Raw genomic sequence first — 14,797 nt, 5'->3', positions numbered from 1 at the left:
TCCATACTGTTCAGTCTTCAGGCAAAAACGGGAAACGGGGCACAAATTCTCACTCGCAACGTCGATGCTGAGGCACCGCATTTAGGGATAGGCGGTGACCCCGTTTCCTTTTTCGGCTCCCCTTAAGATAGGGCGGTGCAATCATACAAGATACTGTCCGGCTACCGAAAGTCAAGCGCGCCCACCTGGGCATATTGCCCGCTTCCTCAGACGACTCACCCACCACAATACAATGAGGCAAGTCTGGCGTTCTGCTTATAAAACAACCAACCTTTCCGTCACGGCTGTAACCGGCGCCCAACCCGCCCCCTGGCCAGCTTAAAGCCCCGCCCCCTCGCACTGGTCTGGTCCACCGCGTCAACGTCTACCGCCTCAACAACGGCTATTGGGACTGCTACTACGAAACAAACCTACAGGCTGCCTAACGACTGCGTCTCCTGCTTAGGTTAAGCAACCGAAGCCCATAGCCCCACGTCACCCTCTGGGATATAGCTCCCGAAGCCGGTCTTCTAATTGATAGCGCGATAGGTCCAGTAGCTCGTGTATGCTGAGTTCTTCTTCAAAAAGGGCGCGCTCCAACAACCTTTCAACATAGGCATTATAGTAACCCGGCTTGAGGGCTATATGCACCACTAGCTGATCGTTCACCAGTTCATAGGTAATGGTTTGCACATAAAACTGGCTGTTACCCGCTTCCGCCGCTATAAGCGGTAGTTCCACCTGTTCGTGCAGACGTGGCGTTACCGGTAGCCGGCACCGCACCTCTACCGTTCTGCGTTGACCATGCACATACAGCCAGTGCTCTACAGGCCCGGCCGACAGCACGCTGGCATCAGTTTCCAGAAGTGCCAGGAGGTCAGCGTAGCAGAGCTGTAGCCACCGCCCCAATACACCCGCACTCACGCCTAACTGCTGTTGCAGCAGCTTAGCGGTTGGCCGCTTTTCAGAACCCACCCAAGGCAGTAAAGCCCTGGCCAGGGCAGAATAGGGTTTCCCCTCTAGTGTCTGCAGCCGTCTGAGCACTGCCGCACTTCGTGTCAAGCTGTACAGGATATCTGTCGCTTTCAGCGAAGCTGGCTCTGCTGCTTTCTGGTACCTGCGCTTCATAGCCCAATATCCTTGCTGAGTTGACTATTGAGTCAAATTACAAGTTACTCCGTTTGCGCAAGCAGCTGCTCCAAGCGGGCCGCCAGCCGCTCCCGTTCCGCCTCCAGGGCAGCCCGGTTGGTGTGGAGGTATTCCTCCCGGACGGTTTCGTCCTCCTGCGCCAGGGCGTAAGCTTCCGAGGCCCGTAGCTCCGCCAGCTCCTGCAGCAACTCCGCGTGCTTGGCCGCCATGGCGTCGCGCCGTTCCCGCAGCACCTGCACCGAGGTCAGGGCCGTGGTGGCAGCCGTAAACACGCCCCGCCGCAGGTTCACCAGTAGGGCCTGCAGGCTTGCGAGGTCTTGCCGCTGGTAGGCATTCTGCACTTCCTGAAACAGCGCCGTAGCAGCTTCCTGAAACTGGGCCGCCACCCGGTCGGGGTGGCACAGCTGCGCAGCATCCCGGTAGAGCTTTTTCAGTGAAGCCCGACCAAGCTCATCCAGCGCGAACGTCTGTTCCGCAACTTTTTCGGCCGTTTCCCGGTCTTGGGCCTGCTGCTCGTAACGGCGCTTCGCCTCCTGATACTCGCTTTCCGAGTAGCTCGACTCCTGCCGGTGAAAGCGGGCCACGTCACGACGTAGCCCCAGCACTTCCTGCAGCAGCTCCCCTAACTCCCGCTGCTGCCACAGCTCAAAGTTCAGCAGCACCCGGCTCAGCTCAGAGCGCTCCGCTTCCAGCGCCAGCAGCTCGGCTTCCAGCAGCCGTATTTCCAGCTGCAGCGCTGGCAGGAGAGGGTCTTCCCACACGCGCACCTGCGCGTAGGCCGCCACGAATGCCTCCAACTGCTGCATGGCCTCCGCGTAGCGCTGGTTCTGCAGGGCCGCCAGCAGCGCCGCTAGTCGGCTATCCGCTACTCCCTCGGCTTCCAGCCGCCCGATGTGCTTCGGCAGATCTTCGGTTTCGTGCAGGGCCAGCAGCGTCTTTATCACGCCCAGCCGCTTCAGCACCCGCCCCACGGCCGGGTCGCCCGCGGCTGCTTCCGTTTGCCCCGTCAACCGCCGGAACTCCCGCAGGAAGTGGTGGGCCAACTCCGGGTCGCCGGTCGTCAGTACGATGTTTTCCTCGTTGCTCTGCGCGGCCTTCCGCGTCCAGTTGTAAGAACCAGTCAGCACGTCCCGCCCGTCCAGCACGCAGAATTTATGGTGCATAAGCCGGTCTTCCACCACCCACACGCGCCCCCCGGCGGCCTCCAAATCCCCGAAGGGCAGGCCATATGGCTGAAAGTTGATGTTCTTCTCATCCTGGGTTACGCACAGCGCCACCGCCACGCCCGCCCGCTGCCGCTCCAGCAGCGCCGCAAATAGCACCGGGTCAGTAAACCACGCCACTGCCACGTGAACGGAGTATTTAGTCAATCCTATTTCGCGGCGTATTATCTCTTGAATTCCTGAAAAGTACGCCTCAGTTTCCACAGTTAAACAAAAGTATTTGTTCAATTATTGAATTTCGAAGCCGACTCTCGGTCTTCTACTGCCCCAGTTAAGTCTCCTATATTCTCCTTCGCTCTAGCTCTATTGTTAAGAGCTTTAACATATTGAGGATTTAATTTTAAAGCGTAATTAAAATCACTCAAAGCGCCATAAAATTCTTCTAAATCAAGCTTAGCTGTGCCCCGGTTGTTGTATAATTGCTCAGTTATTGAGTTAATTTCAATAGCTCGGTCATAATCAGCCACTGCACCTATAAAGTCTTCTATATTAGACTTGGCTATACCTCTATTATTGTAAGCTTGATAAAATTTCGGGTCCAAACTAAGAGCTTCGTCATAATCTGATAAAGCACCAATAAAATCACTGAGCGCCAGTTTGCTGTTACCACGATGATAGTATGAAGAAGCCATAGGCTGAATATCAATGGACAAATTGTAATCTGCTAATGCTTCTTCAAATTTGCCTTGATCGTGCTTAGCTAGTCCCCGATAATTATATGCAGTAGCATATTTTGGACTCAGCTTAATAGCATAGTCATAATCAGCTATAGACGCATCGTATTCCTTCTGTATGAATTTTACGTAGCCTCGGTTAAAATAGGCAGCAGCGTATTTAGGTTTAATAGCAATAACTTGGTCGTAGTCAGCAATTGCTTCACTATAGTAATTTTGAGTGAATTTAGTCCATCCGCGGTGTAAAAATGATTGATAATAATTGTTGTTTAAGCTAATAGATTGGGAGTAATCATTTATCGCCTTGTCCCATTGTCTAGCATCACACCATATACACCCAGATAGGTAATTCCATTGCGCTGAAGACTGCACCTGCGACTCGTAAATGAACTGCATAACGTCCAAGGTGCGCCGGGCATGCTCATTTTGTTTTAACGCTCGGAATACCAGGGTCAGCCCGAACAACAAGATGTAGCCCTCTTGGGTACTGTTTTTCATTGCTTCCAAATTACTACGCAACAGCAGCCACTCGTCTGGCTGGAGTTGTCCGGAAAACTCGTTCCACCCAGGATAATCACTGCCGAAAGCCTGTTGCAAGGCTTGAGCCGCCAGCTCAGGCTTATCCAATTGTGCGAGCCCCCTGGCCATGCGTATTAAGGCCCGCCAATGTGTGGGCTCCCGCTCCGTGCATTGGCGCCAACAGTACACGGCTTCCGGCCACTGCTCTAGTTCCGCGTGTTGCTGGCCTTTTTCATACCAGTATCCGGCCGAGCTTTCTTCCACTACTCGGCGCGTAAGCAGCAGGGTAGTGGTAACGCGGTTCGCAACGGCCAACGAGGTGGGCTGTTTTACCAGCCCAAAAGCCAAGGCGTCCGAATGTGCAGGCGTGGAATGCTCGTCAGCCATAGATAATGATACAATGCTAGCCGGAAGATTAAGCTGTCCAAGATACGGCAAGTTTCGGTCAAGCCAGCAGCAATACCACCCAACCAAAACAGCCCCAACCGGTGAGGTCGGGGCTGTTTCATTTAGCCTCTTTCGTTACTCTCTACAACGTCTGTCCCGAAGACCCGCCTAACTCCCGCCGCTCCTGCGCCGCTGCCTCTTGCGCCCCCGGCTCCACCGCCACCGAGGATACCGCCGCCGCTATGCTGCCGGCCAGCACCAGGTACCCGCCCAGCGCCACCACGGCCGCCGGCAATGCCACCGGTGCCGTGGCAATGACGCCGCCCACCGCCGCCAGCGCTGCCCCGATGGTGCGCACCTTCCGAAAGAACCGGGGGGTGGGTAGCGTCACCCGGTCCAGCAAGCTCATTTTCTTCGTTTCCATTGCAGTAAACAAGTTATAGGTTCATCATCAGGCTCCCGCGTGGGGCCCGTTCGTGTTATCCAGCCGCGCCAGTATCCGGTCGGCCCATTTATTCCGTTCGTGCTGGTCCTTGCTGGCCTCCGTCAGCATCTTGGTCATCTGCTCCACCAGCGCCATCGTCTTGTCGATGTGGCTCAGCTTCTCGGTCAGCTTCATCACCAGGTCCACCATTTCCTTGCGCAGCTCTGAGCGGTGCTGCAGGCCCTCCGTGCGCACCTGCTCCAGGTGTAGCTTCACTTCCTCCCGCAGCTTGCTTTCCCGCGCCACCGCGTCCACGTGAAACTGGTCCACCTTCAGCGTCAGCGTCTCGGCCCGCTGCTGCTGCGTCTGGCAGGCCGTTTTCAGTGTCTCCACATCCCGCCAGCTCTTCACGAAGTACAGCAGCACCGCCACGCCACCGCACACCACCGACGTCACCACGCCCCAATGTTCCAGCACCGGATTAGCCACGCCCCACACCTCCCTTCTTCGTAGTTGGTACCTCAAAGTGCGGCCGGTCTTTGAACCGCACCCAGTCCCCGCCCCACCGTACCCGCGCATCGGCATACTTCATCAGGCGCGCAAACTTCGAGAGCAGCAGCCCCGACCACGACACCGACCCATCCGCCAGCAGAAAGGCCACGTCCAGGGCCGGGGTAGGAGGTCCCTGGTTGTGGTTCGATTCGCCCCCGCGCTTGTACGTCACCACCGGCCCCGGCTTCGTGCGTCCCTGCGCATACAACTCATTCTGCCGCTCCGGGCTCCGGTAGCACTCCGTAATGATGGGCCGCCCCGCCAGCCGCAGTACCGGGTCTCCCAGCCACCGCGCCAGCGCCTGCGTGTAGGCCGCCGCTAGGTGCGGCACGGCCTGAGCCAGCCGCAAGACTTGCGTAGCTACCTGCTTTGGCGTCAGCGTCGGCGGCTGTTTGGGCGGGAGGGTAGAGGTAGTGCGGCTCATCGTGTATTTTGATAGAATTTTGGTCCGTAAAGTTGCAGAATTTACATCAAAATGTAATATGCAGTTTCACGAGTCGAGTATTCTTGAATTTGTACTTTGCAGGGCGCTGCCTTCGGCCCAGGCTGTCCAGGACTCCGTCTCCGCTCCGGTGCTCCGCACCCGGCCGGGCCGATGCCCGACGACACACCCAGCCCCAACGGTAGCCCCCGCGACGCGCCCGCTCGGCCCTTCCCATCCTTAGCGTATCCTCCAGCTTCTGCCTGTTGCTGCAGCTGCCCATCGTTCTACGCTCCGGCCCAGGGCCAGAAAAAGGCCCCGGCCTCCGCTACCGCACCCCTCCGCCCCGGCCCGCCTCCCTCCGGTCGGCCAGCCTCTGCCCACCGTATCCTCACCTATCCCCAAACGCCAGCCCCCCCGCACCGGCTCAGGGCGCCTATCCGCAACCGAAGGTCAGCGTAGCTAAGGTTGCCGGCTTCCGCTGGTCGCCACCTCCCAAGCGGGCGTCCTGGCCGCTTCCCACCCGCAAAAGCAGCTGCGGCGGCTTGCTGCGGCCATTGGCGGCTCCCCACTCCCAAAGCACAGCTTCAACCTGTAGGGCTTCGCGCCCGGCCGCTGAGCGTGTCAGGCTTTTTTCCCCCTCACTGCTGCGGCCTTTTAGCCTCCTCTCCGCTCTGGCTTGCCTCGGCCCAGCAGCCCAGCAGCTACGGCGACTCCGAGCGGCTTGCAGCGGCGGGGCCTCATAAAGTGCCCTGTGGGCGGTTGTTTTTCTGGGAGCGGCCCCCAGACCCCCGGGCTGGTAGTGGTGGCAGGTCGGCCGCGCCCGCCAGGGGCCGCCCCAGCGTCAGACGTGGCCCAGGTTGTACGTTCAGGCTGCGGGCGGCAGGTAGGTAGAGGCGGCGGGGTGCGGGCCGTGGTGGGCCTGTTTTGCGTTACCTGCTCAGCTGCCCGCACCAGCAGCGGCAGTAGTGGCCACCACCGGCAGCGGCGGGCCTCACAGTCCCAGGCCACCCACCAGCCGCGCACTGGGTGCCGGCTCCACCAGCCACTCACAGCGGCGGCCCAGCCGTGCAGCAGCGCGGGCCGCGCTCAGGGCACCCCGGCTCACTCCGTCCCAGCACACCAGCACCAGCCCGGCCCGGCGCACTATTTCAGCGTTGCGCACATGGGGCGCGCTGGCTCCGTGGCGGGCGTAGTCCGGCCGCAGCTCCACCAGGTCCACGCCATGGGCGCGTGCCCAGGCCGCCGCCAGGGCATCCACGCCCACCGCCCCGCCGCTCACCAGCTGCCCCAGCTGCCCGGCTTCGTGCAGCTGCTCCAGGCAGGCCAGCAGGGCCGGGCAGTTCGTCAGGGTGCGGCTGCCTACTACCGCCACGCAATACACAGTGTGTTTCAGGGTGTTGTTTTGCATCTTTCTCATACTGTAATATATGTATTCTATTCCTTTTTCGATGTATAATTTGGGTAATTATTTTCCTGTTATAGTGTATATATTTACATCAAAATGCGTATATTTGGTAAGAAGTCGGGGGAGAGGCCCCCGGCGCCCGCGCTGCCAAAGGCCACGGCCGCGCCCTCCACGCCTACCACTTACAGGCTATGCTTACTCCTTTGCAGTTCTCGCAGCTTGCCGCCGCCGCTTGGGCGGGTCCGGCTTCTATTGTGCAGGCCACCATTAGCACCTGCCAGCTGTTCAGCGGCCACCTTATCACCTACTACACGGTTTCCTATACCAGTGGCGGGGCCGTGTTCCTCTCACCGCTCTGCAGTACGTGCCCATTCCAGGCGGTAGCCGCCGCCGTGGCCGCTGCCGCTGCTGCCGGTGTCCCGGTCTGCCGCCACCACGCCCAGCGCGCCATTGCCCGCACTGCCGCCGCCCTGTGCGGGGTGCAGCTCACCCGCCCCGGCTTCGCCTGCCGCGCCCGTCGTCACCGTTGCGCCTCCCTGCGCCATGCGTAGTGCCTCACTCACCGCCCAGGCCGCTCCCGCACCGGGGGCGGCTTCGGCCGCTCCGCTGGGTGCTGTAGCCCTCCGTCTGCTGGGTGTGTGCCGCGCCCACCACGGCCGCGCCGTGGGCCTGTCGTTTCTTGCCCTGCGCGCCGGCATGGGCCGGGAGCAGTGCGGGGAGGAGCTGCAGGAGCTGGCCGCCGCTGGCTTGGTCTGCTACACCAGCGCCGGCGCCCCCTTGTGGGCGCCCCGCGCCCCGTGGCACCCGGCCCCGGCCGGTGCCTTCGGCGGGTGGGGGCTGTTGCGCGAGCAGCCCCAGGGCGGCCACTGCTACCAGCAGCAGGCCCACCCGGCCGGCACGTGCTACCCCACCGAGGAAGCCGCCCAGGAGGCCGCCGATACGCTCAACTACACCGTGCGCGCCGTGCGCCTGCGCCCCGCCGACCACTACGGCCTGTCGCCCGCCTCCGCCGAGTACCACCCGCACCCCTGGGACTTGAAATAATCCAGCCACCGGCCCGCGCCGCGCTGGCGCGGGCCATTACTTCCCCCATCATGCCCGCCACTATGCCCCGCCGCCTCAAGGTGGCCCCCCATTACAAGCGCCTGCACCCTACGCTGGCCGTCACCTCCTCACTGCGCCTGCAGGGGGATTGGCTCACCGCCGCCGGCTTCGCGCCCGGCGCTACCGCCCTGGTACAGGTCGAAGCCGGCCGCCTCATCATCACCGCCAACTGATTCAGCCACTGGCCCGCGCCCCGTTGGCGCGGGCCACTACTGCCCGCTGCTATGCCCGCTACCACTTACCAGCCTCATCTGCTCAACCCGCACAGCGCCGAGCCCCAACCCATCACCCCCCGCAACGGCCGCAGCTTCCGGCTGACTGAGCTATACCAGCTGCTCGACTGCCGCACGGTGGACGTGGTACGCCTCACCGATGAGCTGATTCTCATCATCGACGACGAAGGTAAGTTCCGCACTCCCTGCTACCTGAATCTGCTGGCCACCTACCTGTGGTACCATCACCAGCCCGCCGCCCGCGGCGTCGATTCCATTGTAGGCCGCGCCATCCTTTGCCACGACAAACAATTCCGCTAACGGCCACCGGGGCCGCGCCGACAAGCGGCCCCACCATTTTCTTCCAGCCAACTACCCCCATGGCAAAACAACCCGCCACTGCTTCCGCTGCTGTTGCAGCTCCCGCCGCCCCGGCCGCTGCCCCCATACCCACCCGCGCTTACCTGACCGCCACCGTGGACGAGGATACCGGCGAAGTCGCCGAAACTAGCCGCTTCCGCTATCTGCCCGGCCATCCCAAGCAAATCCGCGCCGACCTCAAAGCCGGGGTGTTCAACGTCGGCGGCGAGAAGGTACTCGGCAAATCCATCAGCTTCATTCCGATGGCCCTGCGCATCTTCTCCGACAGCATCCTGAACATGGGAAAAAAGATCTGGGCCGAGTTGTTCTTCGTGGACGAGTCCGGCGCCGTGTGCGCCGTGCTCTTTCACGGCTACAGCGTCGAAAACCTGCAGAAGCTCAACGCCGCGCTGTTCTATGACGACCTGAACCTGACCGATGTAGTCCTGACATGCACGCCTACCAAGAAGCAGACCGAGAAGGACGGGAAGCCCGCCACCTACTACATCGTGGAGTTCAGCTACCAGCCCGCCAACCCGGCCGAGGTGCAGGCCCGTCAGGAGTTTGCCCAGGATTTCGACCTCTACCGCGAGGAAACCCTCACCGGTACCGAGGAGCGCCGCATTACCCAGGGCTACCGCCTCCCCGCCCGCTACCATGCCGAGCAACAACCTGCCCAGCTCGAAGCCGCCCCGGCCGCCGAAGCTGCTGCTGTCACTGCCTAACCCTCCCGGCCCCCGACCCGCAGTAGGATGTCGCGCATCAAGCGAGTGGGGGGCCACCTGGGTAACCATAGCTGTTTCTAATTCCTGAGCTCCTAAGCCCTACCAACCCATGTTTCACTCTGTCACCACTCACCCCGGCCTCACCCAGCCCGACCACCGCGCCCTCCCGTTCGTCAGTAATACCGACCTGAGTAACCTCAAAAATGAGTTGCTAGGCCTCACGCGCACCGGCAACCCCCAGGCCCTCATCTTCGGTTCCGCTTTCCACGAAGCCGTACTGGAGCCCGACCGCTACCACGCGCCCCAGGAGCTGCCACCGGCGCAATTACGGTTGCTCGATACGCTGGCCGCCGCCGTGCGCCGCCAACGCTACTGCCGCGACCTGCTCTACCGCGGCACCGCCGAGCTGACCCATACCGCCGTGCACGAGGAAACCGGCCTCACCGTCAAAATCCGTCCCGACCTGCTCGTGGTTACGCCCCGCCTGGGCCGCCGCGTCCTAGTCGATTTCAAAACCACTAGCTGCCGCGACTACGCCCAGTTCGTGGGCACCATCGAGCAATACGACTACGACCGCCAAGCCGCTTTCTACTCCGACGTACTCCAGGCCGACCGCTTCCTGTTTATCGGCGTCCAGAAGAAAGCCCCGCATGATATCTGGCTGGTGGAGCTGTCGGCCGACAATCACAGCATGGAGCAGGGCCGCAAAAAGTATTGTCGGCTGCTCAGGGCCTACGCCGAGAAGTATGCGCAGGGCCTGCACAAGTGGGCCCGCCAAGACTGCCCGCCCCATCTGTTGGAGTGCAAGCAGGTAGTAGAGATTTAGCCGCCATGGCCACCCCCGCCCGCCCTGGCGTTGCTCCAGCAGCAGCACCGGCGGCGAGGTTGGGCGACAACTACTCTCCCCAACGCAACGGCCCGACTCCTACCGTAGGAGTCGGGCCGTGGTTATTGATGCGAGTCCGTACTACTCGCCAAAAATCGGATTCGGCGGCAGCGGCTGCCCGCCGTTGCCGTCCGGCACCTGATTGAACAGCAATACCTCCTCACCCGGCGCGTACTGGGCCAGTTGGTCTACCAGCCGCTCCTGCCCGCTGTCGGCGTGCAGGGCCTTCGTAAGCAGCGTAAACGGACTTACATCTATACCATAGAGAGCGTTCAGCTCATTCATCTGCGTAGCCGCATCCTCGGCGTCCCCGATGCTATCGGCCAGCAGCTGCGCGTAGCGCCGGGCGCGCCGGTCAGCGGTGGCCCGCATCCGAATGGCCCGCCTCATGCGCGTCCGGTATTGTTTCTGGTAAGGGGTGAGCGTTGCCATACAGCAAAAAAGAAAAGAATGAAAAATTGAAAATATGCAATAGACCGGACTGGTCCGGCCAACGCGGCGGGTCCTATGTGTCTCCTAGCCTCCTCCTAGGTTTCCCCTAAGTGTCGCCCGCTGCCTGTTCCCGGTTAAACACAAAAAAGCCCCAGGCCAGACGGCCCAGGGCTTTCCTGCCTCCGCCGGCTTACGACACCGAGGCCACAATACGGGTCGTGGGGCTGGCGTCGCTGCCGTCGGCGCGCTGGGCGAAGGCCAGCACCTGCACATCAGCCGTGGCCACGCCCGCCAGGCGCGCATCCTGAACGGCCAGGGGCGAGGCGCTGCGCGCTTTCGCCCCCAGGCTCATAATAACCTCCCCGGTGGTTTTCTTCACCAGCACCACGTTCACCAGGTCCGTGCCCAGGGCCGAGTTGCCATTGGTGTTGTTGGTCCAGCTCACAGTCACCGTGTCGGCCGCAGCCGTGGCCTTCACGCCTTTCAGACCGGCCACTTCCAGCACGGCCCCTTCCGATAGCTCCAGCTTCGTGTAGTCGGCCGTGGCGTTCATCTGCGCGTCCACGCTCACGAAGTCAAAGTTGTTAGCCATAAACTGGTTGTAGCCCGAGGCACCCCCCGAGGCTTTCAGACCCAGGAGTACGGCCGCAGCCATCCGCTTGTAGAGCGAAGACAGCAGCGAGAATTTGGCCCGCGTCTCCTGCTGGGCCGGGGTGTTACTGGTGTTGGTCGCAATTTTCTGCCCCAACACGTTCTGCCCGTTCCGCTTTGAGAACGTCAGGTTGCCCACCGAGCCGGAAATGTCCCCCAGCGGGCTGTAAATAGTTGCCATGCGTGAAAAAGGTAAGAGGTGAAAAAAGTGCTGCCTTTCTTGCCGTTTCGCGTCACCAGGGGCAGCTAACCCAGTTCCGCAGCTTCGTTAGCTTGTTCATGCGGCGCCAGCGTGCTGGCTCCACCGGCCCCAGGGTGCCGCAGCGCCACAGGCCGCGCCCGGCCGCCTGGGCCTGTTGCTGCTGCGCCGCCCGCCCCGCCACCGTGTGGTTGGGGTCGTAGGCCCAGGCCCAGCCCCGCACCACCAGCACGCTGTCCAGCGCCAGCACCGGCCCTCCTGCTGCCAGCTCCACGCCCAGGCGCCCCAGCTGCCGGCCGTACAGGTCGGCCCCACCGCGCTGCACCCGAATGGCCCGGCCCCGTAGCAGGCGCCGCACACTATCCGCCGCCAGCAGGCCACCCGGCTGCTTCAGCTCCGGCGCATCCGCGCCAAGCAGCCGCACCCGCACGTTCCGGCCCCCAGCCCGCAGTTCGTAGGTATCCCCATCCACCACCCGCACTACCCGCGCCCATTCGTTCTGAGCAGCAAGCTGGTAAGGAAGTACTAGAGCTATACACCAAAATGATAATTCGAGTGTATTCATGCCTCAAATATGTAAATAATTTACATCAAAAAATACTTTATTGCCTATTTTGATGTAGGTTTATATCGGCCTGCTAAGTCACCAGTAGTAGTGCGTAAGAGGCAGCAGGAGCCCTGAAGTCCCGGGCAACAAAAAGCCCCTCCGGTGTGGAGAGGCTTTCTTCAGGGTATGCTGGCCTTACTTCCTTGGCCCCAAGTCCACCCGCGACTCGACGGTGCTCCTAACTGGAGATGCCACGGCCGACAGCGGGTTGTGCCCGTGGCCGACTCGATAGCATCCACCGTGGTGCGTTAGCTGCCCCGGCCGCTAGCCACGGTCTGGTCATTGGGCGGATGAGAAGTAGGCAGTTACTTCCGCTGTTGGCTGCTGCTTCTGCTGATTATCCTGAACAACACCCAGCACACCCCAATCCCCACCAGCCCGCCCAGGAAGAGCGGCCGCAAGTCCCAAAGCAGGCGGTTGAATACCTCTACTACACTCCCCGAAGCATAGGTGCTAGCCGGCAGAAAACTCAGCAGCAAAACCGCAAGCCAAGTACTGGTGAGCTTGTTCATGTCATCCACGTAGAGAATAGGGTTACCGCCTAGGGAGGAACTGGCGTAAAGTTCTGAAGATGCCAGGAGCTTTCCCGTAGCTTAGGGTCTATGAAAAGACTATCTGCCTACCTGCTATTTCTGCTGCTACCCCTGGCGACCCTCGTTTCCGGCTGTAGCGACGATGACGAGGAAGAGGCCGCCGAGCCGATATACAGTGTTCAGGTAGTCGTTTATGGCCATAACGTGGATAAAGTACGTGCTGTCGTTACTTCAACCTATGACGTTGAAGCTGGCAAAGACAAAGAAAGGGCCGGGCCAGGCTATGAGGAAATCTTCCTGACTTCCTTTTCCAAAACCTATGAGCTTGGCAATTTTGGAAAGAATGATAGGGTAGTGGTGGAAATGCAGGGACTAGGCCAGATCATCAATGCCTATGTAAGCGCGGCCATCCTGGTCAACGGAAAAACAGAAGCTGCCTGCTACTTGGATGGCACTTCCGGCACCAGTGGAACGTGCGCCGTACAAACCCGGGATTTATAGTCTGATTTGCTAAAAAAGTTGGCAGGCTGTATTTTAGCTGACCCATTTAGCTAAATCAGCCATGGCAACCACTCGCAAGCCGCGTCTCTCAACTACCGTTACGGACGCCCAACTCATCCCCGAAACAGACTTGTCTGGCGAGATACCCGAGGCCGATCTGCCAGAAGATAGCGACGCCGAGGCGACCCTGTGCCCCACCTGCGGCGACTTACTGGCTTGGCACGAGGAAGCCTGCGATGCGTCACCCAGTGCAACGCAGCAGGCCCCGCCGGTTCATCGGAAGCTCGACACCTTCGCCTACGACCTGGGCCAACCCGTGCAGCCGGCCACCCAGGCTCAGCCGCACACCGTTGTATGGCGCGGGCAGCTTAAAGAGCGTAGCCCCGAAACCGGCTGGGTGCAGCGCGTAAACGTCTACCGCCTCAACGACGGCTTCTGGGACTGCTACCGCGAAGAAGAGCTGCAGGTGGCCTAACCCGACAGCCCAGGTATTCCAGCCGGCTCACGAGCCCAAGCGTAAAAGAAAGTACCGGGTCAGGCAATGCCTGCCCACCTTGGCGGTAACTGGGGTGCGGGCGTTCAACCAGCCGAAAGCAAGCTGCCTCTTTACCGCCTGGTGCCAAATAGGGCACCGTAGCCGAACCTCGGTGCTGCAACAGCCCCGCGCGTTAGGGTTTCGTGGTGGCTACCATTCATCTCCTCCAACTGATGCATGGTTTCGGCTAGGGGGAACACCAGCGCTTTGAAGCTCATAGACGCTAATTTGCAGGGCTATTTCGTTACCACCTTTCGCACATAGTTACCAAAGTCACACACGTACAACCCCGTGGCAGGATCACCCGTGATGCCGCAGGTCCCACCAAAAAGCGCGCTGCTGGCCGGGCCGTCAGCGTGGCCGCCCAGCGGGCCGCCCGCCAGGGTCGTGACTTCGCCAGCTGGCGTAATCCGCCGCACGGTACTGCGGTCCGACAAGTAGAGGATACCGTTGGCGTCAACAGTCAGGCCATACATGGTATCAAACTGCGCAGCCGTGCCATTACCATCCGCCTCCCCGATGGTGCTGCTGCCGGCAATGGTCGTTACCTGCCCGGCCGGCGTGATGCGCCGAATGCAGCTCCCGTCGGCTACATACACCGTGCCCTGCTTATCCACGGCTATGGCGCTGGGCCCCCAGAACTGGGCTTGTGTGCCCAGCCCATCAACGTGGTCCGCGACACCACTACCCGCTAGCACCGTAACGTTGCCCGCCGGGTCAATTTTATCAATCTTAGCGCCCAGCAGCTCCGCCACGTAGAGGTTTCCCTGGGCATCCGTGGCCAGGCTGCGCACGTAGCGGAAGGAGGTGTTGGCGGCCTCGCCCGGTAAATCACTTACTACGCCGCTGGCACTCACCTGCAGCAGGGGCCCCTGGCCTTCCATGCTCACATACAGGACTCCTTTCGGGCTCATGGCCACACCAACCGGCCCCTCAGCAAAGTTGGCTGGCCGCCCAAAGTCCGCGTAGGTACTCACTTGCCCGGCGGGCGTGATGCGCCGAATACGGCCATTGCCATGATCCGCCACGTACACATTGCCCTGCGCATCCAGCGTGGCACCCCACAAGTAATCGAAGCGCGCCGTTGGTCCCGAGCCATCGACTAAGCCTGCCTCTCCGTCGCCGGCCAAGGTGGTCACGGTTGTTTGCGGCGGCTCGGGGGAGTCATCCGAAGATTTCTGCGTACAGGCCGCCGTCAGTAGCAGGACCAGGAGGTAGCGTTTTTTCATTAGTGGTAAGCTAGCGAAAACTACTGGTAGTATGGGCCGATTTGAGCCTGGAGCTTCCGCCACCTCACGGCCAAGAAGTCCCGTAGT

At 61.0% G+C, this 14,797-nt stretch carries 19 protein-coding genes; 8 read left to right on the top strand and 11 right to left on the bottom strand.

Features of this window, described 5'->3' with window-relative positions; genetic code table 11:
- Positions 1 to 474 precede the first annotated feature (474 nt).
- The 7 genes from FY528_RS04885 to FY528_RS04855 form a co-directional block, all read right to left on the bottom strand.
- A complete protein-coding gene (locus FY528_RS04885; protein WP_149069871.1) occupies positions 475 to 1,107 on the bottom strand; it encodes a hypothetical protein in 633 nt (210 codons plus the stop codon).
- A gap of 44 nt (positions 1,108 to 1,151) precedes the next feature.
- A complete protein-coding gene (locus FY528_RS04880; protein ID WP_262383908.1) occupies positions 1,152 to 2,555 on the bottom strand; it encodes a phospholipase D-like domain-containing protein in 1,404 nt (467 codons plus the stop codon).
- Between the two features lie 20 nt (positions 2,556 to 2,575).
- Positions 2,576 to 3,931 (bottom strand): tetratricopeptide repeat protein, encoded by a 1,356-nt coding sequence (locus tag FY528_RS04875; RefSeq protein ID WP_149069869.1) that lies wholly within the window; start codon positions 3,929 to 3,931, stop codon positions 2,576 to 2,578.
- Between the two features lie 142 nt (positions 3,932 to 4,073).
- Positions 4,074 to 4,355, bottom strand: coding sequence for a hypothetical protein (locus FY528_RS04870; RefSeq protein ID WP_149069868.1), 282 nt, complete (start codon positions 4,353 to 4,355; stop codon positions 4,074 to 4,076).
- A gap of 27 nt (positions 4,356 to 4,382) precedes the next feature.
- On the bottom strand, positions 4,383 to 4,832 hold the full coding sequence (locus tag FY528_RS04865; protein ID WP_262383907.1) for a hypothetical protein: 450 nt from the start codon (positions 4,830 to 4,832) through the stop codon (positions 4,383 to 4,385).
- A gap of 4 nt (positions 4,833 to 4,836) precedes the next feature.
- A complete protein-coding gene (locus FY528_RS04860; protein ID WP_149069867.1) occupies positions 4,837 to 5,331 on the bottom strand; it encodes a M15 family metallopeptidase in 495 nt (164 codons plus the stop codon).
- A 991-nt stretch (positions 5,332 to 6,322) separates the two neighbouring features.
- Complete coding sequence (locus FY528_RS04855; protein ID WP_262383906.1) at positions 6,323 to 6,748, bottom strand: SLOG family protein; 426 nt, start codon at positions 6,746 to 6,748, stop codon at positions 6,323 to 6,325.
- 179 nt (positions 6,749 to 6,927) lie between these two features.
- Here FY528_RS04855 and FY528_RS04850 point away from each other — a divergent pair, with 179 nt between their 5' ends.
- From FY528_RS04850 to FY528_RS04825, 6 genes are all read left to right on the top strand, one after another.
- Positions 6,928 to 7,287: a hypothetical protein gene (locus tag FY528_RS04850; RefSeq protein ID WP_149069866.1), complete on the top strand. Its 360-nt coding sequence runs from the start codon at positions 6,928 to 6,930 to the stop codon at positions 7,285 to 7,287.
- A complete protein-coding gene (locus FY528_RS04845) occupies positions 7,280 to 7,780 on the top strand; it encodes a hypothetical protein (RefSeq protein WP_149069865.1) in 501 nt (166 codons plus the stop codon). The genes FY528_RS04850 and FY528_RS04845 overlap by 8 nt, the downstream gene beginning before the upstream one ends.
- A 50-nt stretch (positions 7,781 to 7,830) precedes the next feature.
- Complete coding sequence (locus FY528_RS04840) at positions 7,831 to 8,013, top strand: SymE family type I addiction module toxin (protein WP_262383905.1); 183 nt, start codon at positions 7,831 to 7,833, stop codon at positions 8,011 to 8,013.
- Between the two features lie 51 nt (positions 8,014 to 8,064).
- Positions 8,065 to 8,373 (top strand): DUF3846 domain-containing protein, encoded by a 309-nt coding sequence (locus FY528_RS04835; protein WP_262383904.1) that lies wholly within the window; start codon positions 8,065 to 8,067, stop codon positions 8,371 to 8,373.
- A gap of 59 nt (positions 8,374 to 8,432) precedes the next feature.
- The gene (locus FY528_RS04830; RefSeq protein ID WP_187632008.1) at positions 8,433 to 9,137 is read left to right on the top strand and encodes a hypothetical protein; all 705 of its coding nucleotides are present in this window, start codon (positions 8,433 to 8,435) and stop codon (positions 9,135 to 9,137) included.
- A 109-nt stretch (positions 9,138 to 9,246) separates the two neighbouring features.
- Positions 9,247 to 9,963, top strand: a complete 717-nt coding sequence (locus FY528_RS04825) for a PD-(D/E)XK nuclease-like domain-containing protein (protein WP_149069863.1) — start codon at positions 9,247 to 9,249, stop codon at positions 9,961 to 9,963.
- Between the two features lie 141 nt (positions 9,964 to 10,104).
- Here FY528_RS04825 and FY528_RS04820 read toward each other — a convergent pair whose 3' ends face one another.
- The 3 genes from FY528_RS04820 to FY528_RS04810 form a co-directional block, all read right to left on the bottom strand.
- Positions 10,105 to 10,455, bottom strand: a complete 351-nt coding sequence (locus FY528_RS04820) for a hypothetical protein (protein ID WP_149069862.1) — start codon at positions 10,453 to 10,455, stop codon at positions 10,105 to 10,107.
- A gap of 190 nt (positions 10,456 to 10,645) precedes the next feature.
- Positions 10,646 to 11,287: a DUF6266 family protein gene (locus FY528_RS04815; RefSeq protein ID WP_149069861.1), complete on the bottom strand. Its 642-nt coding sequence runs from the start codon at positions 11,285 to 11,287 to the stop codon at positions 10,646 to 10,648.
- A 52-nt stretch (positions 11,288 to 11,339) separates the two neighbouring features.
- A complete protein-coding gene (locus FY528_RS04810; protein WP_149069860.1) occupies positions 11,340 to 11,870 on the bottom strand; it encodes a thermonuclease family protein in 531 nt (176 codons plus the stop codon).
- Between the two features lie 644 nt (positions 11,871 to 12,514).
- Here FY528_RS04810 and FY528_RS04805 point away from each other — a divergent pair.
- Positions 12,515 to 12,946, top strand: a complete 432-nt coding sequence (locus FY528_RS04805; protein WP_149069859.1) for a hypothetical protein — start codon at positions 12,515 to 12,517, stop codon at positions 12,944 to 12,946.
- Positions 12,947 to 13,007: 61 nt separating this feature from the next.
- Positions 13,008 to 13,421 (top strand): hypothetical protein, encoded by a 414-nt coding sequence (locus tag FY528_RS04800; RefSeq protein ID WP_149069858.1) that lies wholly within the window; start codon positions 13,008 to 13,010, stop codon positions 13,419 to 13,421.
- Between the two features lie 296 nt (positions 13,422 to 13,717).
- Here FY528_RS04800 and FY528_RS04795 read toward each other — a convergent pair whose 3' ends face one another.
- Positions 13,718 to 14,710 carry an NHL domain-containing protein gene (locus FY528_RS04795; RefSeq protein ID WP_149069857.1) on the bottom strand — a complete coding sequence of 331 codons (993 nt, stop codon included), beginning with the start codon at positions 14,708 to 14,710 and terminating at the stop codon, positions 13,718 to 13,720.
- Positions 14,711 to 14,797: the final 87 nt, after the last annotated feature.

The sequence above is a fragment of the Hymenobacter lutimineralis genome (assembly GCF_008271285.1).
Lineage (GTDB): Bacteria > Bacteroidota > Bacteroidia > Cytophagales > Hymenobacteraceae > Hymenobacter > Hymenobacter lutimineralis.
Note: the sequence above shows the minus strand (reverse complement) of the source record. Positions and strands in the feature narration are given on the sequence as shown.

Bases quoted from the DNA above. Each gene is read 5' to 3' on its own strand.
- FY528_RS04845 (WP_149069865.1), top strand. From the start codon at position 7,280: ATGCGTAGTGCCTCACTCACCGCCCAGGCCGCTCCCGCACCGGGGGCG.
- FY528_RS04825 (WP_149069863.1), top strand. From the start codon at position 9,247: ATGTTTCACTCTGTCACCACTCACCCCGGCCTCACCCAGCCCGACCAC.
- FY528_RS04875 (WP_149069869.1), bottom strand. From the start codon at position 3,931: ATGGCTGACGAGCATTCCACGCCTGCACATTCGGACGCCTTGGCTTTT.
- FY528_RS04840 (WP_262383905.1), top strand. From the start codon at position 7,831: ATGCCCGCCACTATGCCCCGCCGCCTCAAGGTGGCCCCCCATTACAAG.
- FY528_RS04820 (WP_149069862.1), bottom strand. From the start codon at position 10,455: ATGGCAACGCTCACCCCTTACCAGAAACAATACCGGACGCGCATGAGG.
- FY528_RS04815 (WP_149069861.1), bottom strand. From the start codon at position 11,287: ATGGCAACTATTTACAGCCCGCTGGGGGACATTTCCGGCTCGGTGGGC.
- FY528_RS04835 (WP_262383904.1), top strand. From the start codon at position 8,065: ATGCCCGCTACCACTTACCAGCCTCATCTGCTCAACCCGCACAGCGCC.
- FY528_RS04885 (WP_149069871.1), bottom strand. From the start codon at position 1,107: ATGAAGCGCAGGTACCAGAAAGCAGCAGAGCCAGCTTCGCTGAAAGCG.
- FY528_RS04850 (WP_149069866.1), top strand. From the start codon at position 6,928: ATGCTTACTCCTTTGCAGTTCTCGCAGCTTGCCGCCGCCGCTTGGGCG.
- FY528_RS04855 (WP_262383906.1), bottom strand. From the start codon at position 6,748: ATGAGAAAGATGCAAAACAACACCCTGAAACACACTGTGTATTGCGTG.
- FY528_RS04860 (WP_149069867.1), bottom strand. From the start codon at position 5,331: ATGAGCCGCACTACCTCTACCCTCCCGCCCAAACAGCCGCCGACGCTG.
- FY528_RS04805 (WP_149069859.1), top strand. From the start codon at position 12,515: ATGAAAAGACTATCTGCCTACCTGCTATTTCTGCTGCTACCCCTGGCG.
- FY528_RS04810 (WP_149069860.1), bottom strand. From the start codon at position 11,870: ATGAATACACTCGAATTATCATTTTGGTGTATAGCTCTAGTACTTCCT.
- FY528_RS04795 (WP_149069857.1), bottom strand. From the start codon at position 14,710: ATGAAAAAACGCTACCTCCTGGTCCTGCTACTGACGGCGGCCTGTACG.
- FY528_RS04800 (WP_149069858.1), top strand. From the start codon at position 13,008: ATGGCAACCACTCGCAAGCCGCGTCTCTCAACTACCGTTACGGACGCC.
- FY528_RS04830 (WP_187632008.1), top strand. From the start codon at position 8,433: ATGGCAAAACAACCCGCCACTGCTTCCGCTGCTGTTGCAGCTCCCGCC.
- FY528_RS04870 (WP_149069868.1), bottom strand. From the start codon at position 4,355: ATGGAAACGAAGAAAATGAGCTTGCTGGACCGGGTGACGCTACCCACC.